This window comes from Citrobacter sp. Cf087 (assembly GCF_030334285.1).
Lineage (GTDB): Bacteria > Pseudomonadota > Gammaproteobacteria > Enterobacterales > Enterobacteriaceae > Citrobacter > Citrobacter freundii.
Genome location: NZ_JAOWED010000029.1, coordinates 181,080 through 202,341, shown reverse-complemented (window position 1 = coordinate 202,341; position 21,262 = coordinate 181,080). Strand labels below are relative to the sequence as shown.

Genomic DNA, 21,262 nt, shown 5'->3' with positions numbered 1-21,262 from the left:
CTTAACATCACAACCCAAATACGAAGCCATGCAAAACGGTAGACCAGCGGATGCTGAAACCTCAGCAATGTCAGAAACACAGAGCCCCCTTGCGGCGTCAGATCACCGTTGCCTGATAGCGAACCTGTGGGTCCATAATCTGGTGACGCGCGTCTATCAGCCGCAGTTCATACGAATCATGCTCTTTCGTCAGCCGCATTACCGCGTCAACAACACTGGTGGTCCGTTCCAGTGCCTGCTTGTCCTCGTAACCATTGAGCAGTGAGGCCAGCATCACGCTGCAAATCAGATCCCCAACGCCCACCGGCATTTTGGCAAAGGTATACAGCGGCCGGGCAATGTGTAACGTCTGTTCCGGCGTCACCAGCAGCATTTCAAACGCCTGTTTGTCCCGCGAACAGTCGCCGAGATGCTTCACCAGCACCTTCTTTACGCCCCACGACACCAGCTGCCGCGCCGCTTCCACCACCTCGTCAAAACTACGCAGTTGTCTGCCCGTCAGCACGCCCAGCTCATAGAGATTTGGTCCCATCATGTCGGCCAGTTGAATGGCGTCATCGACAAAAAATGACTCCACGCCCTGCGCGACAATGCAGCCTTTTTGCGGGTCGCCCATTACCGGATCGCAAAAATAGAGCGCCTGCGGATTACGCTGACGAATGGTGGTGACCGCGTGCTTCACCTCTTCACAATGGCGTTTATCTCCAAGATACCCGGACAATACGGCATCGCATTGCGCCAGCTTTTGCAGGTCATCCAACCCGCTGATGATCGCGCTCAGCTCGCCGTGCGGCATCGCCATGCCCTGCCACATCCCATATTGGGTGTGGTTGGAAAACTGTACGGTGTAAAACGGCCAGACATCGATTCCCGAGAGCTGCATCGGCAACACAGCGGCTTTATTTCCGGCATAGCCATAAACAACCGACGACTGAACAGACAACACGTTTTTCATTTTGACTCCGTCTAACGAAACGTTGGCAGCAGACCAAATACGTCCAGAACAACCGTCAGATAGACAACCGCTCCGCAGACAATCACCAGGTTAAGCACGGTGTTATTACAGGGCGCGGTATAGCTGGCGGTCGGGAAACGTTTCCGCGCGGCTTTCACCAGGAACGGCGGCAGGATCACGCTCCAGATGGTAAAGGCCAAACCAGCGTAACCAATCGCGTGCACAAAACCGTTCGGGAAGAAGAAGCACACGGCGGCTGGCGGGAAGTAGGTCACCAGCGCGGTTTTCAGGCGACCCATGCCGTCGTCCGGGAAGTGAAACAGGTCAGCGATGTAATCGAACAGGCCAAGCGTCGCCGCCAGCAGGGAACTGGCTACTGCGAAGTTGCCGAAAAAGGTGAGGATCAGATCCATATATCGGCTGGTGAACAGCCCGCTGATGGCCTCGACAAACACATCGATATTGCCGCCTTTGGCGATAATCGGCGGGAATGAGGAACGGCTGATGTTACCCATCGTCACGCCCAGCCAGAAAATATACAGCAGCAGAGCAAACAGAGTACCGATGATAATCGAACGCGTAATATTCGAGACTCCGCTTGTGCCATACAGTTTGACCAGGCTCGGCACGTTACCGTGAAAACCAAACGAGATAATACAGAACGGCAGCGTCATCAGGATGTACGGCAGATACTGCGAATTGGGCAACGCCACCGCCACGCTGTCGATGAGTTTTGCCACTTCGATATGGCCAATCAGCCCGGAGAACGTGGCAAAGAACGCCACAAACTTACCGATAATCAGCACGGTAGTGATGCGTCCAACCAGCAGGGAGCTGTACCAGGCAATCGCGCCGACCAGCATACTGACGATCACCACCGAGATATTCGCCGGAAAGCGCACACCGCTGTATTTGAACACGGTTTGCGCCATCACCGCCGACGAACCGGAGATATAGGCATAGGTCAGAATATACAGCACAAAGCCGAAAGCGATACCAACCACGATATTCCACTTCCGGCCTAATAAATCCTGAGTAAAGGTATTAAAACTGGCACCGGCGCCATAATGCAGGTTAACTTCGACCAGCATCAGACCGGTTAATAACATCATGATGGCGATAAACAGAAGAATAACAGACGCACCGGGGAACCATACGCCGGCCATCGCAATCGGCAGGGAGAACATCCCGCCACCCACTACGGTCGCGATAACCAACATGGTTCCGCTAATCAGTCCGGGGGTACTACTCTGTCGCTCAATGGCATTAATATCCATGATAAATGTTCCTGTAGACTATTCGTTATAATTACAGCTGTCATTTGTACATCATGCGGATAATAAAAATGTCGGAGTCAGGGTTTACTTTTTTTTAGTTATGTCACGGTAACGGGCACCGCAAAGGCTTCCTGTTCATGGAAAAGGAATACAAAAAAGCCCCATCACATGATGGGGCCATAACTATTTTTAGATGTAATCAAAGCGTGCAGTAAAGAAACGCAACTGCTTCGGCTCGTAAATAAACTTCAGCCCGCGAATATCTTCTTTGTGCTGGTAAAGTTTAATAATACCGTCAGCCACAACATCCATATGTGCGTAGGTATAAACACGACGTGGAATAGTCAGACGCACGGTTTCCAGTTTCGGTCTGTGGTGTTCACCGGTCACGTTATTACGGCCCGCAGAGATAATTCCGCGCTCCATACTGCGCACGCCGGTTTCCACATAGATGCTGGCAGCCAGACTTTGTGCCGGGAACTCATCTTGCGTCAGATGCTCGCAGAAGCGACGCGCATCGAGGAATACCGCGTGACCGCCTACCGGTTCAACAATCGGTACGCCAGCGGCTTTCAGTTTGTCGCCCAGATAGCGAACCTGCTTCACGCGGTGCTCAATATATTCGTACTGCATGGCTTCACGCAGGCCAATCGCCATCGCTTCCATATCACGTCCGGCCAGGCCGCCGTAAGATGGCATCCCTTCGTAGACCACGACTAACTCTTTGGCAGAAGAGAACATTTCGTCATCGTTCATGCACAGGAAGCCGCCGATGTTCACCAGACAGTCTTTTTTACCACTCATGGTACAACCGTCGGCGTAGCTGAACATCTCATGCACGATCTCGGCGATGCTCTTGTTCTCAAAGCCCTGCTCTTGCTCTTTGATAAAGTAGGCGTTTTCTACGCAGCGGGTAGCGTCGTAGAACACTTTAATGCCATGCGCTTCTGTCAGTTCACGCACCGCACGCATGTTAGCCATCGAGACCGGTTGGCCGCCCGCGAGGTTAACCGTCACCGCTAGGCAGATATACGCAATATTCTCTGCGCCTTTTTCATCAATCAGCTTTTGTAATTTTTTAAGATCGATATCACCTTTAAACGCAATATTCAGACCGGCATCGTGCGCTTCGTCACGAACGATATCGACAAACACCGCACCATTTTTTTCCTGGTGATAACGGGTGGTAGTGAAATACATATTCCCGGCAACATATTGCCCAGGTTTAATAGCCAACTGCGATAACAGGTTTTCTGCGCCACGCCCCTGGTGAGTCGGAACAATATGTTTAAAGCCAAACAGTTCCTGCACGGTTCTTTCCAGATGATAGAAGTTTTCGCTGCCCGCGTACGCTTCATCACCCATCATCATTCCGGCCCACTGCTTGTCGCTCATTGCGTTAGTGCCACTGTCTGTCAGCAGGTCAATATAAATATCTTTCGAATTTAACAGGAAAGTATTGTAACCCGCTTCCTGCATTTTCTTGAGGCGTTCATCACGCGGGATCATAGATACAGTTTCAACGCTTTTAATACGGAAGGGTTCTGCCGGATAATTCATTTTGTTTCTCCAGTAACAGTGGTCATGTACGTATTAATGTGAAGTAAATCATACCTGGTTCATCAACAAATCCTGATGAAATATAACTATTCGCCTCCTGAGTCAGGGGGAGAAATAATGTGGAGGCACTATGCAAGATTTGATTGATTATGGAAATAGCCCGGTCAACATTAATCACTGGCAATAATTTAAAAAGCTGTAAATGTGGGTGATGCAAATCACACGTCATTTTTTTACCCGTTAATATTCAACAAGTTTTTTTTTGCTTTTCGATTTGCCATTCGTCGTAGTGTGTCTGCGGAGAGTGGAAATACTGAAAACATAACTTTCCAGGCTGTGCTCGTAATGTATTGGTGAATGAGTACACCTCATTTTGTGAGAGTCGGATCACTTCACGGAGTGATATTTGTGATTCACATCACCAAAAGTGTAAAGCAAAGTGTACAAAACGGTGTTGTTTCAGAGTTTACTATTTGCTTCAGTGAGTCAGATCGCATTTTTGGCCAGATGCCGACAGGCGTTGTTTTCTGGAACGTGGGGATATTCAGGCGTGTGAAAGGTAATGAATAAATACGATGAATAATACCGAATCTATTGTGATGAGTGGGTTTTCTATTTATTCCGAAAGCGTGCAATTCGCGCTTATTTCATCTTATTTACATCTGGACTTCCCCCAGGATACTGGCGTAATTTACAGGGGTTTTATTAGCGCGATGCAAAGGTGTTGGCGCACCTTCGCATCGCTGATCGCAGCAACTATTAATAGAGAATAGCAGCCATGACTGATACGCATTGTATTGCAGTTTCATTTGATCCAGAAGTCCACGCCGCAGATAACCGTCGCCTGAAGGTGGGTTATGCGAGCCGTTATCCTGATTACAGCCGTATTCCGGTGAAGTACGTCCGGTTTCCGTCCATTGTGATGAAGGGCCAGTGGCTCAAAGCCGCCGGATTCGATACCGGCACCGACGTTGATGTTCGCGTAATGCAAGGCTGCATCGTATTAACCGCCCGCGCTGCCGACCCCGAAGAGTCAGAACTGATGAAATCCCTGCGCGCCGTGGAAAAGCTCTCCGCGCGTAAGCAAAAGCAGGTACTGGAGTTTATCGGGGTGATTGCGGGGAAAGCGTTGAAGGGGTGAGTGTGTGATTGTGATTGGGGCGCCTGCGGGCGCCTTTATTGAGGAAGCATTTTCATATGATTTTTTATATCAGCACTAGAATATTTAGCTCAAGAATTAATATCTCTAATTAATAACCAATGTCGATATTCTTAATGTTATTTGAGAAACTGTTACTCAGGTCAACTATTTCACCATCTATTTTTGTTATTTACATGCTTTCATTTCTAGCCATCTTATTTTATTAAAGGATTGCCATGGCCGATATAGAAGACATTGCAAGAAGGATCTATAATATTATCATTCTACCTGATACAGTACAATCTTTTGTTGATTCTATACATACTGGACATACAGAAGACAAGCTTTTTTTTATAAAAATTATTGAGTTAGTGGAAGAACAATTAAACAGTAAGCCTAAGGACTGGTAACATGAAAAAACTAATCACCCTAATAATAAACTCATTGTTTTGTGGGTATGTTACCACCCTTTGTTTAATTTCTCTCATCGAATTCTATTCATGGGAGGATAAAATCCTTGCCATTATTATCATCGTTGGAAGTGCTTATATTATCGCCTTTATAGCCAATAGGTTCTTACCAACAAAGATACACCTGATGGGTGGAGTTATTGATCTATTATCCGGTCCATTGCTAATCGCAGGGGCCCTCGCCTGTTTCGCTTTTCTTGAACCCTGGCCCATAAAAATTATTGGAACATTCGTTTGGATTCTCATCATGCTTTATTTCCCTTCTCATATAAATGTAGATAAGGACTAATCATGTCAAACCCAGCCTATCTGCGGTTAACCGATGCAAATGGCTCCCCCGTAATGGGAAGCTCACAAGTCGCTGGGAGCATTGGTGCTATTGAACTGAAAGCAGTCACTAATCACCTGTCTATCCCTGTAGATGTAAATACAGGTAGACTGACAGGAACGCGTGTGCACGCGCCGATTACAATACAGAAGGAGTTTGATAAAACAACGCCTCTTTTGTATAAAGCGTTAAGTGAAAGCCAGACATTAAAATCAGCCACAATAAAAATGTATCAAACTCTAGAGGTTGGTATTGAAAGTGAATATTTCAATATCATTTTAGAAAATGTAAAAGTGACAGGAATCACACCAAATTTATTCCCCGGTTCGGGAACAGGAACCCACAATGAAACTATTCAGCTAAGATATGAGGCTATTACATGGAAGCACTGCGATGGAAATATCATTTATAAGGATGCCTGGAATCACAGAGTAATTTCGTAACTGCCATTGAGTATTTCACCAGCACAGAAAGAATGTGCTGGTGGTGAAAGCATACGTTTTATGAACAAACGAGGTCATTCCTCTCTAATAAACAGCGAGATACACCACCAAAACTTTTGAGTAAACTGATACTGCCATTATTCTTCGTATAATTATTTCCCAGATTTTGTCGATGCAATCAACATCTAATTGCGTCAGTATCCTCTGTAAGCATACAGTCAATCATATAACCAGTGACCTGCTCTGGCTGATTCTGCGAACATACGCACAGTAAGCGGTTTTGACACTTGTTTGATGGGTTCTTTCGTAAACCACTTTCTATAGACCGATTCTCTTTCCCTGGGGTAATAGGCTTCGAAATCAATGACTGAAACCTCAACGTTATATTTCTCTCCAAAATCTTCAATGGCATACGGTAATTCATCCCATTCAGCGTAACCTTGCAGCGGCGTATCAAGTTCAATCGGGATAAGCTTGAAAGTAAGCGTTACCGCGAGAGATAACTCCCCCCGAAAAAATTCCAATACCTCGTTATCCTTCACCATCAAAGATCTTTCGATATGCAATAATTTGCTTACTTATTGTACTCCTGCGTCTCCAGTTTGGGGAACGGTAAACGCCATGGCGTATGTGTTTTTCAGAAAACATAAAAGTGATGTCGGTAGCGCATCAACCCGTCTTTGCTTGATCAGGTGATATTTTGCGAGCATCATCGCAATTATTTACCTGATAATGAAATCAATGACTTCCAGTAAAACCCTGCAACAGGCGATTGCCGACATCACCATCTGGCGTAAAGGCGAGCAGCGTGCGCCGCACAAGCCCCTGCTGCTGCTTCATGTGCTGGCCGGTTATCAGCAGGGTCACGGTCGCCTGTTTGACTACGGTTCGGAAGTTCGCGACCCGTTGCATAGTCTGCTGGAGCGATTTGGACCACAGCGCGCGCAATACCGCCCGGATATGCCTTTCTGGCGCTTACAGGGAGATGGGTTCTGGGAGCTACAAAACGCCGAGCACTGTTCAACATGCGGTAGCAGCAAACAGCCTCCTGCCGGAGAACTGGTGTCGCACAACGTTACCGGAGGTTTTGATGAACAGCATTTTGCCCTGCTGAAAAAGAGCAAGAGCCTCATCAACGCCCTGGCCCAGCAAATCCTCGAGGCGCACTTCACCGAAAGCATCCAGGAAGAGATCGCGGATGAACTGGGATTTGATATCCTGCAAATCCGCAAACAGCGGGATCCATTGTTCCGCCAGCAGGTTCTGCGCGCTTATAACTATGAATGCGCCATTTGTGGCTTCAATATGCGCCACGACAGCACCTCAGTCGCCCTGGAAGCCGCCCATATCAAATGGAAACAGCACGGCGGCCCGTGTGAGATTTCAAACGGCCTGGCGTTGTGTGCAATCCACCATAAAGCCTTTGATAAAGGTTCGATTGGGCTGGATGAAAGTATGCGGGTTCAGGTGTCCACCGCAGTGAATGGCAGCGGCATTGTTGGCAGACTGTTCTGGGATTTCGACGGTAAATCGATAGCGCTACCGATGATGCGCGAGAATTATCCAAAAGAAGGGTTTGTGGAGTGGCACAGGAAGGAGGTGTTTAGAGGGTGAATGCGAAGGCCGGACTCAAAACATCACCCAAACAAATGAAAAACAACAAAAAAAATTCACAAGCAATGATATATGCCCCCATTTGTGCCCCCAACTATTTTTTCACCCCGCTTCACCCTAGCTATCTGATATGACTCACTAAATAAGTGTTAAAGCTTCTTTTCGGTTAGGATCCGTCACTCGGAACCTAACCGGGACAAGAGTGCCATAAAAAAGTTTTTTTGCATTTAACTGTTCACACTGTTCACCTCGGTTATTTATCATTTTATATCATGTAGTTAGGTGGTGACGAGTTGGTGAAGAGTGAACAGTCGACTCTTCACCTTTGTGATTTTTGCTCGCTCTGGATACGCCCGGTCAGGCGATGTGGTGGGGGGATAAAAAGTTTTTTCAAGTTTTACTGTTCACACTGTTCACCTCTGGTTTTTTATTAATAATTTCATGGTGATACAGGGTGAATACACGGTGAAGGGTGAACAGTGGATTGTTCACCCTGTGGCAATGGCCAGAAAGGAAAAGACCGGCTGTTGCCGGTCTGAGTGAGGTTATGTTGCTGCGGGTTCGTCGCACTTCGGCAGCCAGTCGCCGTAGCTTTCCTCTTTCAGCGACAGATTGGTTTGTATCCCCTGCTTTGTGTGCCGCTTCTCATAATTCAGGCCGTACTCTTTCAGCATCATGGGTAGCCCCAGCCCGAACATTTTCAGGCTGAGCACGTTCCTGTACCCGTTAGCCTCCATATAGGCCAGATATGCGTGATAGAGGTATTTACGGTAATTACGCGGGACGATGCTGGCATTACCCATAAACATTCCGCTGGTCTGCGGGAGCATTTCCAGATAGCCGCAAAAATCAAATGTCGGGTCAGCATCGCGCTTAATGCTGAGCGCCTCGTCGGAATTCTGCTGCGACTGGAGCAGTGCGCGGGCGGTCATCGGGTCGCTGAATTTCTGCATAAGCTGGCGCACAATCACGGCCAGCTCGCGCGCAATTTTATCCCTGAGCTGCGGGTCGCGTTCCTCCGGCGCAATCTGCTCCGGGAAATGGATAATCACCCGGCGACGTGACACACCGCCGCTGCGGTCGGTGAAGCGCATCGGGTTGTTGTTCACGGCCAGAATCACCGCCGGAATATGCGTTGAGTACGGGTTCTGGTATTTCGGGTCAACCGAGACCGCATCGCCGCCGGTGATGGCCTTGAGTCCTGCCCCGTCACCACTCCATTTTTCCTGGTCAGGCAGACGGATAAGCGAGAAGCCAATCAGGGAGGCACGCTTGCGCGGGTCTTCCAGTGTGTCGATATCGGCTGACGTGGCGTTATCCTCCCCGGCGAGCAGGGTCGCGATTTCGGCCAGAATACTTTTGCCGCTCCCGCCGGGACCGGTGACTTCGAGAAAGAGCTGCCAGTCGTAGCGGTTCGCCAGCACCATAAACAGCGCAGCCAGTATCACGTCGCGTTTTTGTGGATTTTTACCGGCTGCACGGTCGAGCCAGCGCCAGAAGTTCGGCGCGTGCGTCTCCAGCGTTTCCCCCTCCACCGGCGGGGTGAAATCCACATCGCACAGCGTGCGCAGCCAGTGCGATTTGTGGTGCGGGCTGAACAGGCCGCTTTGGGTATCGAGTACCCCGTTGCGAAAGCCAATCAGACGGCGCGCCGGTGTATCCTGCTGCGGAATAATCAGTTTCAGGGTCTCCACCACCGAGGCAATTTTCCCGGACGAGAACGGGGCGCGCAGACGCTGGAATAAGTCAGCCACATTCCGTGAAAAAGTGGCGGCAGGGATATTTTTCCAGATGCCGTTTTCATAGCGGGACAGGAGCTGGCCGTTCGCATCCACCGCCAGCGCTTCGCCGTAATGCTCATGCACCCGCAAAGCCTTGTCGCTGGCGCTCATGGCGGTAAATTCCGCCTCGCTCATGGTGTCGAATGGGCTTTGCGCCGGTGGCCGGATAGCGTCATAAATAGCCTTGCGCGTGGCCTCCTCGCCGTACTGTATAAACGCATCATTCCAGTCACCGAACACCGGCGGCAGGGCAACAATGCCCTCACAGGCATCTGCGGCCGCAGCGGCTTTACTCTGGCCATCGCCGTTCAGGTCACGGTCGGCAGCGAGCACAATCTGGCAGGTCGGATATTTCTGACGGGCAAGGCTCGCCAGAGAAAAGAGGTTCACGGAGGACAGCGCCACCATGACGGTTTCCCCGGTCAGGTGATGCACGGTGAGTGCGGTCGCATAACCCTCTGCAATCCACAGGCGTTTTCCGGCCTGTTTTTTCCCTTCGATTATATGACATGCCCCTTTGACCTGACCGCCTTTCAGGGTGCGTTTGAGACCGTCAGCATTGATAAGCTGAAGGTTAACCAGTGCGCCGGTATCGTCATACAGCGGGACAACCACATCACCGGCGCGGAACGTCACGCCGCCGGTTTTATGCATGACGGTGAGCGTCAGACATTCCAGAGCGGGGAAACCCTTGCAGGTGAGGTAGGCATTGCCGGTGGCCGGTCGGGTTTTCTCCATGAGCCTGACGGCCAGCGCAGCCGCCGCTTTGCGGTCGGCCTCCGTTTCAGCCTCTGCGACCGCAGTCACTTCCGGGGCAACCGGCGGCAGGTTGCCGGTCACGGCATTCACCTTCCCGGCGGCCTCTGACGGGGTCACGCCAAACACTTTTTCTACCAGCTTAAGCCCGTCACCCGCGCCGCACTGATTGCAGAACCACGTCCCGCGCCCCTCTTTATCGTCAAAGCGGAAACGGTCAGAGCCGCCGCACACCGGACAGGCCTGATGGCGGTTTTTAATCACCTTCACACCCAGCGCCGGGAGAATGCGCGGCCAGTGGCCGCACGCCTGTTTTACCGTTTCTGTTACGTTCATTTTCATCGTTGTTTTCCCCCTCAGTGCAGTACTGGTGCGGTGATATGACGGGCGCAAAGCTCATCCATCACGGCCAGCCCGAGAAAAGACAGCGACGGCGCGGCTTTGAGGGGTCCGGCTTCCATTAAATCTTCCAGCAGGGCACAGGCTATCTGGCGGCCTTTTTCCTCGCCGTGCTGGCGCAGGTAGAAGCCCTCCAGCTCGTCAGCAATGGCGCTTTCCAGCGCGTCGAGGGTGAGGTGCGGGTAGCGGTGCTGGCGTTCGCACAGGGTCAGCCATGCACAGGCCACGGCGCGACGATACAGCGCGGCGCGTAATACGGGTGGTAATGGCTTTTTCATACGTTACCCTCCCCGGTCAGCCACTGCTGATTGCAGCGTTCGACCACGCCGTCGAGCTGGGCGGTCATGAGGTAAATCACGGAGGTGAGCTGTAACTGCTGCGCCGGGTCACGACGAACCGTGGCGCAGTCCTGCACCTGCATCAGGTCGCCGACGAGCTGGCCGACATTGCGCATATGCTCCAGACATTCGAGGTCACGGGCAGTAATGGTGGTGTGTCTCATGCGCGCACCTCCGCAATCGGCAGGCGGCCAGCGAACGAGAGGACGTAATCGCGAACGAGGGAACGACGTGCAGCGTGTTCATTACCGGCAACGGTGCGGAGCATACAGATACGGGGTTTACGGTCTGCGCGACGAACAGCGGCAAACACAAAGACAAACTGCGGATGTGACGGGGTGAGGGTCGTAGCCATAAGGGCAACCTCCTTGAAGTAGCGGTTATTGCCACCACCGGAGCTGCAAATCTCATGGGTGGTAGCCCGGACGGGGTTTGCAGTACCGGCCTTCAAGGAAACCGGCCAGCCCGAAGGCTGCCCCGCCCGGACCACCATTATCTGACAAGAGCCAAGGTGTAAGCACCACAGCCCGAAAAATAGGTGTGCCTGAGCAACGACATAAAAAAACACGCTCGGCGCGTGTTGTGTCGCCTTGAAGTTACACGGGCTGCAAATCCCGGCTGCCGATTTTGCGACAGCGGGAAAACTATACCTGGAAACGGCGAACGGAAGCAAGCCAGAAAAAGGGGCTGTTTGCTGAACGGTCATCGTCATGCGTCATAGCCCCGGTTACGTTCGGCAATGCGATCCGCCATCCATGCAGTGATTTCAGACTGCGCCCACGCCACATTTTTTCCGCCGAGGGAGATTTGTTTCGGGAAGGCTTCCCGGCTGATGAGGTCGTAAATGGTCGAGCGGGACAGGCCGCACAGATGCATCACTTCGGGCAGACGGATAAAGCGCTCGTGAACGGTATCAGAAACCGGCATCAGCGGGGCGGCAGGGGCAGAAGACGGGGAAGAAAAAGCGATGTGCATTGGGCTACCTCACAAAGTCCATACAGTGCCGGTCGTGTCCGTCCGGCTTCGGGTAGCTCTCTATTTTGTGTATATTTTCCCTCGGGGCAACAAGTCATTTTGTAGCGAAATCTCACACAACAAACCGTTAACAAGTGAATGGCAAACAGTGGCAATCGGTGGCATACATTGGCAATCCTGTGGCAATCCATTGGCAATCCGTCCATTGCTTTTATTTATATACTTATCTTTTTTAATCACTAAAAAGTCTAAGAAGCTGGCTGGCTGAAAAAACCAATGGGTGAACAGTGGTGAACAGACGGTGAACAGTCAGAGCCTCAACTGTTCACCCTTTAACTTACTGTATTACTTATCTTTTTATTTAAGGTGAACAGTGGTGAATAGTTATAAGTAAAAAAACAAACGGTGAGCAAGGTTTTCCTGCGACCTTTCTCTGGCCAGCCTGATTTTAAGGTCTGTTTGTGCCAGCACTCTGACAACGGCAATGAATCGTGTTGTTGTGCAGGAGGCGTCAGAATCATTTCAGGTTGAACACACGGAGAGCCTGAACATGAAACCCGAACTCATTATCAAAGCCATGCAGACCGTTATCAGTAAACAGGATGAAGGCGCGGAACAACGTATTGCCGGTGCGCTGGCCGCACTTAACGAAGCAAAAGACGCACACACGGCCAGCATGGAAAAACTCAGCGACATTGAGGCTTCCATTCAGCGTTGTGAGCAGGAACGACAGACCGCCCTCAGTGAAAGTGCACAGGCCGAACAGGACTGGCGCAGCCGCTTTCGAACTCTGCGCGGCAACCTCACTCCTGAACTGAAAGCTGAACACAGTAAACGTATCGCCAGTCGCGAACTGGCTGATGAGTTCACCTGTCTGATTACCGAGCTGGAGAAAGACAAAAGCCACGCCATGCTTGGCGCATGCTCCTCCGGTACGGCTTATATCAGCGCCCATGAAAAAGCGTTCACTACCTACGCCAACAGCGAGTGGAAGAAGGCGCTGGCCGGTATCAGCCCCGCACTGTTACGTGCCTTTCTGTTGCGTATACGGTCGCTGGAAATGAGCGGAGAAACCTCGCCGCGTGCGACCGTGACCCGCGAGCTGGGTGATGCCCTGAATATGCAGTCAGCCCTGTATCATTTTGATATGGAGCAGGAGCCGGTCCTGTCCGTAACGGCCATGAATCGCCCGGTCATAACCGGGGTTGATATGGCGCTGTTAAGAAGCCCGGCCAGACGGATGAAGCTTGCCGCTGAACTGGCCGCAAAAGACCACGAACAGGCAGAGGGCTGAATCATGTTTCACTGCCCGTTCTGCAAAAAGACCGCGCACGTCCGTACCAGCCGTTATCTGTCGGAAAACGTCAAACAGCGTTATCACCAGTGTACCAATATCGAATGCTCGGCCACTTTCCGCACCATCGAGTCGGTTGACGGTGTGATACGTGCCTCACCGGAAAAAACCGACCCCGCCCCGGTGACGCCACCGCCGCCGCGTAAAGTACAGGGCTGCTACAGCTCGCCGTTCCGGCATTAATCAGGAGAGAGACACGTGACCACTGTGACAATACAGCAGGCCTTTGAGGCCTGTCAGGCGAACAAAAACACCTGGCTGAAACGTAAAGCCGAACTGGCAGACCTTGAGCGGGAATACCGTGAACAGCTCCTTGCCGGTGACGAACAAATCCCGCGCAGAATGCAGGATTTGCGCGACAATATCGATGTGAAAAAATGGGAGATTAATCAGGCCGCCGGTCGCTATATCCGCTCACATGAGGAGGTGCAGCACATCAGCATCCGCAACCGGCTCCATGACTTTATGCAGCAGCACGGCGCGGAGCTGGCCGCCACGCTGGCACCTGAGCTGATGGGATATCACGAACAGCTTCCCGCAGTAAAACAGAGCGCCATGCAGCACTCGGTTGATTATCTGCGTGAAGCCCTGTCGGTGTGGCTGGCCGCCGGTGAAAAAATTAATTATTCCGCGCAGGACAGCGATATTTTAACGGCCATCGGATTCAGGCCTGATGCGGCCTCGCGGGATGATAATCGCCAGAAATTCACCCCGGCACAGAACCTGATTTACACCCGCCGACGTGCAGAACTGGCCTCACGGTAGCACGCAAAAAAATCCGCGAAAATTCCGCTATTTTTCCCAAAAAAAGCCATGCATCCATAAGGTGCATGGTTTTGCATGCAAATCCCCGTATTTTATTTCCCCCACCACGCCAGTACCGGCGCGGCCTGAGCCGGTTCATGCACCTGCATGAAAACTACCCTATAAAGCGGGCAGGCGTGGCGGGGAGAGCATTGCGCGCTGAACCAACAACGCGCATTTTTATTAGAACGGTATACCACCCAAGTTGCGTTTTAAGAGAGCCTGAACCCGTGGCCTCCCACCTACCGCTGAGGAGAACTGCAAACCAGTACGGTAAATCTCAGGCAAATAAAAACGCTCCTCATTAGGTTGATCTGTATCTTCATAAATAACACCAAGTTCTTTTAACGAGGTTAAAAGCTGCAGGTCTAATCCCACCTCTTGTGGGTTGAAAGGAACTTTTTTCAAATCTGGCGACACAGTTTTTAAGTTACTAATCCACTGTTCTAATGGTTTGATTTCCTTCTCAGCTTCATCAACCTTTTCTTGGCTGCAAGAATTCAATGAGCGTCTAATAGCTTCTGGAGCTAAAAGGCGATCTAACCAGAATTCTACTTTAATTCCATTAGATGGTGCTTTGAGCATATTATCAGCTGAGAATTTCAAGAATCTAACAAGATCTCGAGCTTGAAGACGGCCATTTAAATCGCACAGAGCTGCAAAGACCCATCTTGCAGAGCTGGCTTCTTTGGAATTATCACGCCCTAATTTCTTGCCCCATAGACGTTCAAGATTGCTTAGTAGAAAATTAAGACTACCAGATTCAGCATCCAATTCATTAGCATTTATAATTTCAGCCTTAGCACTTATCCAATAAGCTAATCTTAAAAAAGACTCAGGAGTCCACTCAAGTCTGAACTGTTGATACTTAGCGACATACTGGTTCACATTTTGTTTAATTGCTGACTGTACATAGTCAGCCCTCACAAAACATACCAACCCTATTCTTCTATTCTGCAAGTCAGAAATAGCATTTGGTAAATTTAGCAGTGATCTAATTGCAGAATTATGATTTGCATCTTTTTCTGGAGCAAAAAGTATATCTTCTATCCCATCAACCAATAAAACAATAGATTTATCAATGGCTATAAGGTGATCATTCAAATCTTTTAAATTTTTATTATCACCAACTATCTCGGAAACCAATAAATTCTGCCAAAAATCATCCCAATTAGTAGAGTCACTTGCCAATGCATCAGTTATTCTCTTGACATTCAGGAATAAACTACGTGGTGATTGCGCTGAAATTTCAGTCAAACATTTTGCACGTTGCTCTGCCACTTGCTCCCTAACTTTTTCATTAAGGTTAGTAGAGGAAATCCATGGTAATATATTGGCATGAATATGTGGCTTGACGTTGCTATTTACCTTAAATATAAAATCACTCCAAGTTTTTGATTTGCAAACTTGTAAGTATGTAAATGTTTTGCCTGCTCCTTTAGCCCCTATTGACACAACATTTGGTAGTGAGTCGGCATAATTTTTAGCGAGATTACGAATTGGATCGATGACTAGCATATCATCTCCACTGGTATTCTCAGCAAATTGGAAGGATTGACAAGTGTCATATAATCGTTGCAATCCACTATCGTTACCATGAGAATCTTCATTTCCCTCAGCCGACTCCATCAATTCGACGTCAGCAATCCAATCCTTAGCATTATCATAAATACTTGATTTTCTTAACAATGAAAGTGCATCTTTTATATTTGACACACTCATTAAATTCTCATCAAAATCAAATTCTAATAACTCAATTGATTGAGAAATTATATCTTCATCTTCGATAGCAGGATATGCCTCATTCACAATTTGAATGGCTTCAGTATAACTCGTAGATTCTCGAAGCAGTTTTGTGAGCATACTTATTATGACTGTCGGTTTATCACTCACATTAGAATAGCTATTTTTAATTGAATTATGAATTTTCTTTAATACCTCGCCAATACCGACAACCGACTGCTTAGCGATAGTTGAAACAAAAAAGTGCTCAACCCTAGGGTCAAAAATTAAAGGGCTAGAAAGTTCACTGAGACCCGCACGTAAGTCAATTAGAATAACATCCACCTCAAGCTTATTACCTAAGAGCCTTAATAAATCGCTTAGTATATATGGATTGTCAATATTTTTAGAAATATGATCTGGTGTTACAGGCATATCCATAATACTTTCTAAAGATAATGCGGAAGGGAGAACAAAAATCTCTTTTGAATTACCATCAATACTAATCGAGCTTTTCCTCAACTCTTTAGCGAAGAAATCTATTGTTGCGTCAAATTTACCCTCTGAGAATTGAATTGCCTCTAAAAAATTAGTGTATGTTACTTTTCCTAAATTTTCCGCATCAAGCCATAAAGTGAGACCTGGAGCCTCAAGATCACCATCAATCAAAAGTATTTTTTTTATATTATCGTTATCTAATGCTGCACTTGCATAAGTCATTAAAGATGTCGTACGCCCGACACCACCTTTAAATGAATGAAATGCACAAAATTTAGGTCCATCTCCCCACTGTTCTGGTTGTTTAAAATTTGTATTTTCAACATATACATGTTCACGCCACAATGGATAAACTATATTATTTTCTTTCTTCTCTCCAACAGCAGGAATTAATTCAATAAAATATTCCGGCCCACCTATTTCCACAAACAATAACAATTCATCTTCTTTACGGACAATTGAATCGTTGAATATTTCATTTAAATCAGAAATAGCCAATTCTTTTTCATTAATATATTCGACCTCCATTCCTGATGAATAGCAATAGATAGCTTTAATATTCTTTAGTTTATTTTTAAATTTGAATTTTCTTTTAACTTCTCTTTCAATATCGAGCCAAGTAATAAATTCAGCCATTTGTAAGTTCCTTTTCTATAATTTCGTTCAATTTTTCCAATTTTCCTTCAAGAAAGATGTCATTTTCCACACCATCTAAAGTACCACCATATCTCCATATTTGGTTAATTTCAGACGGACTACATGTGCGGGTAATATCTTTACTATCGATCTTACAATCTTTCATACGCAAAGATTGAGGAAGCATAAACGAACTGTTTATAGATAGTTTTTCACATAGTTTGTTAATATCATGAGAAAATTGTTGTGCTATATCAGAGTCAATCACTGTTTTATTTATTTGCTTCAAATATGCAGCTTTTAGACCACATTCAATTGCATAAAATAATAATAATCTATGAGGATTTTTTCTTTGGTCCGATCTTGAGACATCTAGAGAATTACGCCAAGCCCTGACTAACTCTCTGTTTGTGAAGGGAATCTTCGCCACTCAACTTTCCTCCATGCTCATACATAAACTAAATCGAAATGTGATTAAAACATACCAGATCTTCTTTAGAAGATCTCCCAAATAAACTCATAATTGTATGTCAACCGCTTCAAATCTTAAGCTCTATTGCCTCAAAGGTTCGATTATAATTTCGAGTATTCATATGGTGTAATGGAACCGTAGCGACAAGCATCAAGATAATCAGCCCACCACTGTACCATCAAGCGACGCTCATCTAGGTGTTCCGAAGTATGGATGTAAGCAGCCCTCACATTATTACGTTCAGAGTGACTCAATTGTCGCTCAATAGCATCATCGCTCCAAAGTCCAGACTCACCCAACGCACCACGCGCCATAGTCCTAAACCCATGCCCACAGACCTCGGTTTTAGTATCATAGCCCATAGCACGCAATGCGCTGTTTACCGTGTTTTCACTCATAACCTTAGTTGCGTCATGATCACCCGGAAAAAGCAGCTCTTTATCACCACTAATCTGCTTTAACTGGTTCAATAAAATCATCGCCTGCCGACTAAGCGGAACGATATGTTCCTCTTTCATCTTCATGCCTCGGTACGAATAACGCACGCCTTTAATTTCTTCTCGTTTTGCAGGTATACGCCAAAGAGATTTATCGAAGTCGAATTCATCCCAACGCGCGAAACGTAACTCGCTGGAACGCACAAAAGTTAGCAAGGAAAGCTCGACCGCGATCCGTGTCATTACACGACCACGATATGCAGCAAGACGTGCAAGAAACTCAGGGAACCGGCTGGAGGGTAAAGCGGGGTAATGCCGCGCTTTGGTTGTTGATAGCGCACCAGCCATATCACTGGCTGGATTTGAGTCGATGTAATCGTTCTGTACAGCATAACGCATAATAGCCGTGACGCGCTGCTGAAGACGCTGCGCAACGTCATGCTTACCACTGGCATCAACTTTTTTAATCGGGGCTAACAGGTGGCTGGTTTTAAGCTGCCGAATGTCGGACGAACCGATATGAGGGAAGATATAAAGCTCAAGATAGCGTAGAACGCGTGATCGATGGTCTTCACTCCAGCGCTTGTTACTGGCATGCCATTCACGAGCAATTGTTTCGAAAGTGTATGCCCCCGAATTCTCAGCCTGAGATTCTTTCTGTTCGGCTTTAGGGTCAATGCCCTGCACTAAGAGCTTTTTAGCCTCGTCACGCTTTGCTCTTGCCTGAGCAAGCGTCACAGTAGGCCAAACACCAAAAGCGAGGCGATCCTCTTTTTTGTCAGAGGGGCGTCTGTATTTCATGCGCCAGTATTTAGAACCCTTGGCCGAAACCTCAAGATACAAACCGCCGCCATCGGCCATTTTGTAGGCTTTGTCTTTTGGCTTTGCGGTCTCGACCTGTCTGGCGTTGAGCTTCATTTGGGGGCACATTTCTAATCGAAGTTAAGATGCCCCCAATTATGCCCCCAATGACATCCGGATTTCAACGGACAACCTCGGACGACTCAGGACGTAAAAATCGCTGCAAGCATTGATTTTAAAGGAATAATTGGACTTTCTCGGATGGTCTTGGAAGTACTAATGGTGCGAAGGCCGCACCGCGATTTAAGATATAACATATTGAAATAAATTGATTTATAAAAACAATGAACCACAATGTATACTCACATGTATACTCAACGCAATTCCCTGTGAATACAGCTAGCTAAAAACTACTCTTCATCTTCTTCCACAGGCTCCAGCGCGTCAAGTACGACTCGCACCATGGCAATAGAACCAATACGGATAAAAGCATCTTCACCGTCTTCATCGGTTAACATATAACGATCTGTGGTTTCAGGCTCGCAGTCCAGCTTTTCAAAGAACGCATTCAACTGACCGATATCATCCGCCATTTCGTTTTGTGGTGCATCAGGCTCAACGCTCAGCGGAATCACTGGGCCACCGTTCACCAAGGTGATAAGGATATTAAAATAATCATCTTCGTAATCATCATCGTCTTCAGCAACGATTGGCGGTAGACCATCAGACAAGAACTGGTGAAATACTACTTCGCGCATATTTAACGCATAGCGATACTGGTCCGAGTCAAAGACAAAGAACCGCTCTATATTCGGGCTAGCTGTTTCCTGAAAATAATAATAAAACCTTCGCTTATCCGCAGCAGAAATGGGCAATAATAAATAGTCCTGCTGTCCCTGTAGCCAGAGTTTTACTGTCCAGAGACCGCTATCTATTTCAATACCGCTAGTAGCTATCGCCTCAAGATCATCATCGGTTTTACGGCGCTTCTTGTGAAAGTCGTTAATCAACTGATCGCTTTCCGGGAATACGATGTTTAAAGGCTTATCCAGAGCATTGCATATTGCCTGTGCAATGCCCAGCTTTGCTGCGACCTTTCCGGTTTCGATGCGTTGGATTTGCTGTTGGCTGGTGCCGACCATATACGCCAGCTCGCGCTGAGTGATCGACAATTGAGTACGAAGCTGTTTGATGTTGTTCTGTAACATGGCATCGCTCTTTTGATGAGATTGATGACAAGCATTAAAACACAAAAAAACGTAAATACACATTTATGTGTTTTCAAATAAAATTTGACATAAGCATGGAAGAATTGAAAGACCATTCCAAAAGAGAAGACCTTTTACACATACTTAGCATCCAGCATTCCCGGATAGTGCTTCGCGATGATATCGTTCAGCTTATCCACCAGATCAGGACGTTTCATGGTTATATGGGCTGTTCCCTTCTGAAAATACTTGATTGTAAACATCTCGTCCTCATAACGATTGCTGTGTCTGTTCTCATGGATGTGATCTCCAAGACGGCGGGTGACATCAGCTCGGTTGTCAGGAACAGGCTTTCCGTCCAGGATCATCAGCATGCGTTCAAGATCCGCCAGACGATCACGTTGCCATCCCCAGCTAAGCCCAAATCCCCAACGATCATATTTCACCAGCCCTGTAACGATAATCTTTTTCCCAAACTTACACGGGCTGTTACTCTTGTAGTCCCAGCTCAGACCTTTAAACACATTTATCGCCCCACGTTCAAATACGTCACCTTTGCTCTGGTGCAATTGTTTAAACGTGCTGAGAATATTCTCTTCACTAACAGTGGGAATATCGTCTTTCTCCAGGCTGTTGTACCACTCGTCGCGGGCCTGTGCGTCCATGAGCGCCAGCATTCCCGACTTATTCATCAGGTCTTTCCAGATGCTGCGATCGATATTTCGGGTAATGGCTTTCATCGCTGATTCTGGTTTTTCCATCAACAAGCAGTCGTAACGGTATTGCCGTACTCCCCATTCGTTCGCTTTGCCTCCTCCTACACTGCCTGTCAGGGCAGAGATATCGTCAAGCTGTTGTATTAGCGCTTCAATCTGTGCAATCGCGGTATTACGTCCGGTGACGATACGCTCAATACTGGTAGAGCAAATCACATCGGTATGGTTGGTTAACACTTCGGGTTCGGTGAGAGTTAGTTCTGACATCAGTAATTTCCTTTATATAAAGTGAAACGCCAGCCGGTGAGGGCTGGCGTTTGTATGTGGGTGATGAGTAAGGTTCGGAGGCTAATCTGTACTGGCCTGTTGCAGAAGCTGGAGGTGTCGGAGGTCACGAACATCATTTCGTGCCTACTTAATCCAGGGCAACAACTTTGCTGAGTCGGTGTTGTTTTCGTCGTTGCCAAAGATGTTCCCCGTACCGCAATCTATATTGTCCTGCAGCCAGCCAATCAGAATGTTGGGAACGACCTCAGTGGTTAATTCTGGCATTAGAACTCCTTGTTGTGATTGTTGT

23 protein-coding genes are annotated in these 21,262 nt (G+C 47.9%); 8 read left to right on the top strand and 15 right to left on the bottom strand.

What is annotated here, in order from left to right; genetic code table 11:
• Nucleotides 1-97 precede the first annotated feature (97 nt).
• From pdxY to OGV57_RS12440, 3 genes are all read right to left on the bottom strand, one after another.
• The gene (gene pdxY / locus OGV57_RS12450) at nt 98-955 is read right to left on the bottom strand and encodes a pyridoxal kinase PdxY (RefSeq protein WP_003837157.1); all 858 of its coding nucleotides are present in this window, start codon (nt 953-955) and stop codon (nt 98-100) included.
• A gap of 11 nt (nt 956-966) precedes the next feature.
• Nucleotides 967-2,232, bottom strand: coding sequence for an aromatic amino acid transporter (locus OGV57_RS12445; RefSeq protein WP_003837156.1), 1,266 nt, complete (start codon nt 2,230-2,232; stop codon nt 967-969).
• Between the two features lie 189 nt (nt 2,233-2,421).
• Complete coding sequence (locus OGV57_RS12440; RefSeq protein ID WP_003837154.1) at nt 2,422-3,792, bottom strand: tyrosine phenol-lyase; 1,371 nt, start codon at nt 3,790-3,792, stop codon at nt 2,422-2,424.
• Between the two features lie 778 nt (nt 3,793-4,570).
• On the opposite strand from OGV57_RS12440, the gene symE reads away from it, so the two are divergent.
• The 4 genes from symE (at nt 4,571) to OGV57_RS12420 (ending at nt 6,174) form a co-directional block, all read left to right on the top strand.
• The gene (gene symE / locus OGV57_RS12435; protein WP_054528016.1) at nt 4,571-4,933 is read left to right on the top strand and encodes an endoribonuclease SymE; all 363 of its coding nucleotides are present in this window, start codon (nt 4,571-4,573) and stop codon (nt 4,931-4,933) included.
• Nucleotides 4,934-5,169: 236 nt separating this feature from the next.
• The gene (locus OGV57_RS12430; RefSeq protein ID WP_157844748.1) at nt 5,170-5,343 is read left to right on the top strand and encodes a hypothetical protein; all 174 of its coding nucleotides are present in this window, start codon (nt 5,170-5,172) and stop codon (nt 5,341-5,343) included.
• A 1-nt stretch (nt 5,344) separates the two neighbouring features.
• Complete coding sequence (locus tag OGV57_RS12425) at nt 5,345-5,692, top strand: hypothetical protein (protein WP_054528015.1); 348 nt, start codon at nt 5,345-5,347, stop codon at nt 5,690-5,692.
• A 2-nt stretch (nt 5,693-5,694) separates the two neighbouring features.
• Nucleotides 5,695-6,174 (top strand): Hcp family type VI secretion system effector, encoded by a 480-nt coding sequence (locus tag OGV57_RS12420; RefSeq protein ID WP_032948446.1) that lies wholly within the window; start codon nt 5,695-5,697, stop codon nt 6,172-6,174.
• Nucleotides 6,175-6,392: 218 nt separating this feature from the next.
• Here OGV57_RS12420 and OGV57_RS12415 read toward each other — a convergent pair whose 3' ends face one another.
• On the bottom strand, nt 6,393-6,719 hold the full coding sequence (locus OGV57_RS12415; RefSeq protein WP_054528014.1) for a DUF1493 family protein: 327 nt from the start codon (nt 6,717-6,719) through the stop codon (nt 6,393-6,395).
• A gap of 196 nt (nt 6,720-6,915) precedes the next feature.
• Between OGV57_RS12415 and OGV57_RS12410 the strand changes: the two genes are divergently transcribed.
• Nucleotides 6,916-7,788, top strand: a complete 873-nt coding sequence (locus tag OGV57_RS12410; protein ID WP_081011292.1) for a phosphorothioated DNA-binding restriction endonuclease — start codon at nt 6,916-6,918, stop codon at nt 7,786-7,788.
• A 545-nt stretch (nt 7,789-8,333) separates the two neighbouring features.
• Here the strand turns inward: OGV57_RS12410 and OGV57_RS12405 are convergent.
• The 5 genes from OGV57_RS12405 to OGV57_RS12385 are packed head-to-tail and all read right to left on the bottom strand — an operon-like array spanning nt 8,334 to nt 12,037.
• Nucleotides 8,334-10,667, bottom strand: coding sequence for a primase-helicase zinc-binding domain-containing protein (locus tag OGV57_RS12405; protein ID WP_054528012.1), 2,334 nt, complete (start codon nt 10,665-10,667; stop codon nt 8,334-8,336).
• A gap of 14 nt (nt 10,668-10,681) precedes the next feature.
• Nucleotides 10,682-11,002, bottom strand: coding sequence for a DUF5375 domain-containing protein (locus tag OGV57_RS12400; RefSeq protein ID WP_054528011.1), 321 nt, complete (start codon nt 11,000-11,002; stop codon nt 10,682-10,684).
• Nucleotides 10,999-11,226, bottom strand: coding sequence for a hypothetical protein (locus OGV57_RS12395; RefSeq protein ID WP_001216599.1), 228 nt, complete (start codon nt 11,224-11,226; stop codon nt 10,999-11,001). Before OGV57_RS12395 ends, OGV57_RS12400 begins: the two co-directional genes overlap by 4 nt.
• Nucleotides 11,223-11,774, bottom strand: a complete 552-nt coding sequence (locus OGV57_RS12390; RefSeq protein ID WP_071684523.1) for a host cell division inhibitor Icd-like protein — start codon at nt 11,772-11,774, stop codon at nt 11,223-11,225. The genes OGV57_RS12395 and OGV57_RS12390 overlap by 4 nt, the downstream gene beginning before the upstream one ends.
• Complete coding sequence (locus OGV57_RS12385; protein ID WP_000546674.1) at nt 11,771-12,037, bottom strand: helix-turn-helix transcriptional regulator; 267 nt, start codon at nt 12,035-12,037, stop codon at nt 11,771-11,773. Before OGV57_RS12385 ends, OGV57_RS12390 begins: the two co-directional genes overlap by 4 nt.
• A gap of 550 nt (nt 12,038-12,587) precedes the next feature.
• Here OGV57_RS12385 and sid point away from each other — a divergent pair.
• Genes sid through OGV57_RS12370 form a run of 3 tightly spaced genes read left to right on the top strand, consistent with a single transcriptional unit; the run spans nt 12,588 to nt 14,156 of the window.
• On the top strand, nt 12,588-13,331 hold the full coding sequence (gene sid / locus OGV57_RS12380; protein ID WP_054528666.1) for a capsid size-determining scaffold Sid: 744 nt from the start codon (nt 12,588-12,590) through the stop codon (nt 13,329-13,331).
• A 3-nt stretch (nt 13,332-13,334) separates the two neighbouring features.
• Complete coding sequence (locus OGV57_RS12375; RefSeq protein ID WP_054528009.1) at nt 13,335-13,574, top strand: STY4826 family bacteriophage gene regulatory protein; 240 nt, start codon at nt 13,335-13,337, stop codon at nt 13,572-13,574.
• Nucleotides 13,575-13,589: 15 nt separating this feature from the next.
• The gene (locus OGV57_RS12370; RefSeq protein ID WP_054528008.1) at nt 13,590-14,156 is read left to right on the top strand and encodes a phage polarity suppression protein; all 567 of its coding nucleotides are present in this window, start codon (nt 13,590-13,592) and stop codon (nt 14,154-14,156) included.
• A gap of 222 nt (nt 14,157-14,378) precedes the next feature.
• Here OGV57_RS12370 and OGV57_RS12365 read toward each other — a convergent pair whose 3' ends face one another.
• The 6 genes from OGV57_RS12365 to OGV57_RS12340 all read right to left on the bottom strand — a co-directional run bounded on the left by OGV57_RS12365 (nt 14,379) and on the right by OGV57_RS12340 (nt 21,237).
• Nucleotides 14,379-17,051 carry a ParA family protein gene (locus tag OGV57_RS12365; RefSeq protein ID WP_054528007.1) on the bottom strand — a complete coding sequence of 891 codons (2,673 nt, stop codon included), beginning with the start codon at nt 17,049-17,051 and terminating at the stop codon, nt 14,379-14,381.
• Complete coding sequence (locus OGV57_RS12360; RefSeq protein ID WP_054528006.1) at nt 17,044-17,481, bottom strand: hypothetical protein; 438 nt, start codon at nt 17,479-17,481, stop codon at nt 17,044-17,046. Before OGV57_RS12360 ends, OGV57_RS12365 begins: the two co-directional genes overlap by 8 nt.
• Before the next feature lie 143 nt (nt 17,482-17,624).
• A complete protein-coding gene (locus OGV57_RS12355; RefSeq protein ID WP_054528005.1) occupies nt 17,625-18,878 on the bottom strand; it encodes a tyrosine-type recombinase/integrase in 1,254 nt (417 codons plus the stop codon).
• A 293-nt stretch (nt 18,879-19,171) separates the two neighbouring features.
• Nucleotides 19,172-19,969 carry a helix-turn-helix transcriptional regulator gene (locus OGV57_RS12350; RefSeq protein ID WP_250856811.1) on the bottom strand — a complete coding sequence of 266 codons (798 nt, stop codon included), beginning with the start codon at nt 19,967-19,969 and terminating at the stop codon, nt 19,172-19,174.
• A gap of 134 nt (nt 19,970-20,103) precedes the next feature.
• Nucleotides 20,104-20,952 (bottom strand): DUF4942 domain-containing protein, encoded by an 849-nt coding sequence (locus OGV57_RS12345; protein ID WP_250856812.1) that lies wholly within the window; start codon nt 20,950-20,952, stop codon nt 20,104-20,106.
• Between the two features lie 144 nt (nt 20,953-21,096).
• Nucleotides 21,097-21,237 carry a hypothetical protein gene (locus OGV57_RS12340; RefSeq protein WP_250856813.1) on the bottom strand — a complete coding sequence of 47 codons (141 nt, stop codon included), beginning with the start codon at nt 21,235-21,237 and terminating at the stop codon, nt 21,097-21,099.
• Nucleotides 21,238-21,262 lie beyond the last annotated feature (25 nt).

What these genes read in the sequence shown, in the direction of transcription:
- pdxY (WP_003837157.1), bottom strand. Translation starts at nt 955, where the DNA reads ATGAAAAACGTGTTGTCTGTTCAGTCGTCGGTTGTTTATGGCTATGCC.
- OGV57_RS12445 (WP_003837156.1), bottom strand. Translation starts at nt 2,232, where the DNA reads ATGGATATTAATGCCATTGAGCGACAGAGTAGTACCCCCGGACTGATT.
- OGV57_RS12440 (WP_003837154.1), bottom strand. Translation starts at nt 3,792, where the DNA reads ATGAATTATCCGGCAGAACCCTTCCGTATTAAAAGCGTTGAAACTGTA.
- symE (WP_054528016.1), top strand. Translation starts at nt 4,571, where the DNA reads ATGACTGATACGCATTGTATTGCAGTTTCATTTGATCCAGAAGTCCAC.
- OGV57_RS12430 (WP_157844748.1), top strand. Translation starts at nt 5,170, where the DNA reads ATGGCCGATATAGAAGACATTGCAAGAAGGATCTATAATATTATCATT.
- OGV57_RS12425 (WP_054528015.1), top strand. Translation starts at nt 5,345, where the DNA reads ATGAAAAAACTAATCACCCTAATAATAAACTCATTGTTTTGTGGGTAT.
- OGV57_RS12420 (WP_032948446.1), top strand. Translation starts at nt 5,695, where the DNA reads ATGTCAAACCCAGCCTATCTGCGGTTAACCGATGCAAATGGCTCCCCC.
- OGV57_RS12415 (WP_054528014.1), bottom strand. Translation starts at nt 6,719, where the DNA reads ATGGTGAAGGATAACGAGGTATTGGAATTTTTTCGGGGGGAGTTATCT.
- OGV57_RS12410 (WP_081011292.1), top strand. Translation starts at nt 6,916, where the DNA reads ATGACTTCCAGTAAAACCCTGCAACAGGCGATTGCCGACATCACCATC.
- OGV57_RS12405 (WP_054528012.1), bottom strand. Translation starts at nt 10,667, where the DNA reads ATGAAAATGAACGTAACAGAAACGGTAAAACAGGCGTGCGGCCACTGG.
- OGV57_RS12400 (WP_054528011.1), bottom strand. Translation starts at nt 11,002, where the DNA reads ATGAAAAAGCCATTACCACCCGTATTACGCGCCGCGCTGTATCGTCGC.
- OGV57_RS12395 (WP_001216599.1), bottom strand. Translation starts at nt 11,226, where the DNA reads ATGAGACACACCACCATTACTGCCCGTGACCTCGAATGTCTGGAGCAT.
- OGV57_RS12390 (WP_071684523.1), bottom strand. Translation starts at nt 11,774, where the DNA reads ATGACGATGACCGTTCAGCAAACAGCCCCTTTTTCTGGCTTGCTTCCG.
- OGV57_RS12385 (WP_000546674.1), bottom strand. Translation starts at nt 12,037, where the DNA reads ATGCACATCGCTTTTTCTTCCCCGTCTTCTGCCCCTGCCGCCCCGCTG.
- sid (WP_054528666.1), top strand. Translation starts at nt 12,588, where the DNA reads ATGAAACCCGAACTCATTATCAAAGCCATGCAGACCGTTATCAGTAAA.
- OGV57_RS12375 (WP_054528009.1), top strand. Translation starts at nt 13,335, where the DNA reads ATGTTTCACTGCCCGTTCTGCAAAAAGACCGCGCACGTCCGTACCAGC.
- OGV57_RS12365 (WP_054528007.1), bottom strand. Translation starts at nt 17,051, where the DNA reads ATGGCTGAATTTATTACTTGGCTCGATATTGAAAGAGAAGTTAAAAGA.
- OGV57_RS12355 (WP_054528005.1), bottom strand. Translation starts at nt 18,878, where the DNA reads ATGAAGCTCAACGCCAGACAGGTCGAGACCGCAAAGCCAAAAGACAAA.
- OGV57_RS12350 (WP_250856811.1), bottom strand. Translation starts at nt 19,969, where the DNA reads ATGTTACAGAACAACATCAAACAGCTTCGTACTCAATTGTCGATCACT.
- OGV57_RS12345 (WP_250856812.1), bottom strand. Translation starts at nt 20,952, where the DNA reads ATGTCAGAACTAACTCTCACCGAACCCGAAGTGTTAACCAACCATACC.
- OGV57_RS12340 (WP_250856813.1), bottom strand. Translation starts at nt 21,237, where the DNA reads ATGCCAGAATTAACCACTGAGGTCGTTCCCAACATTCTGATTGGCTGG.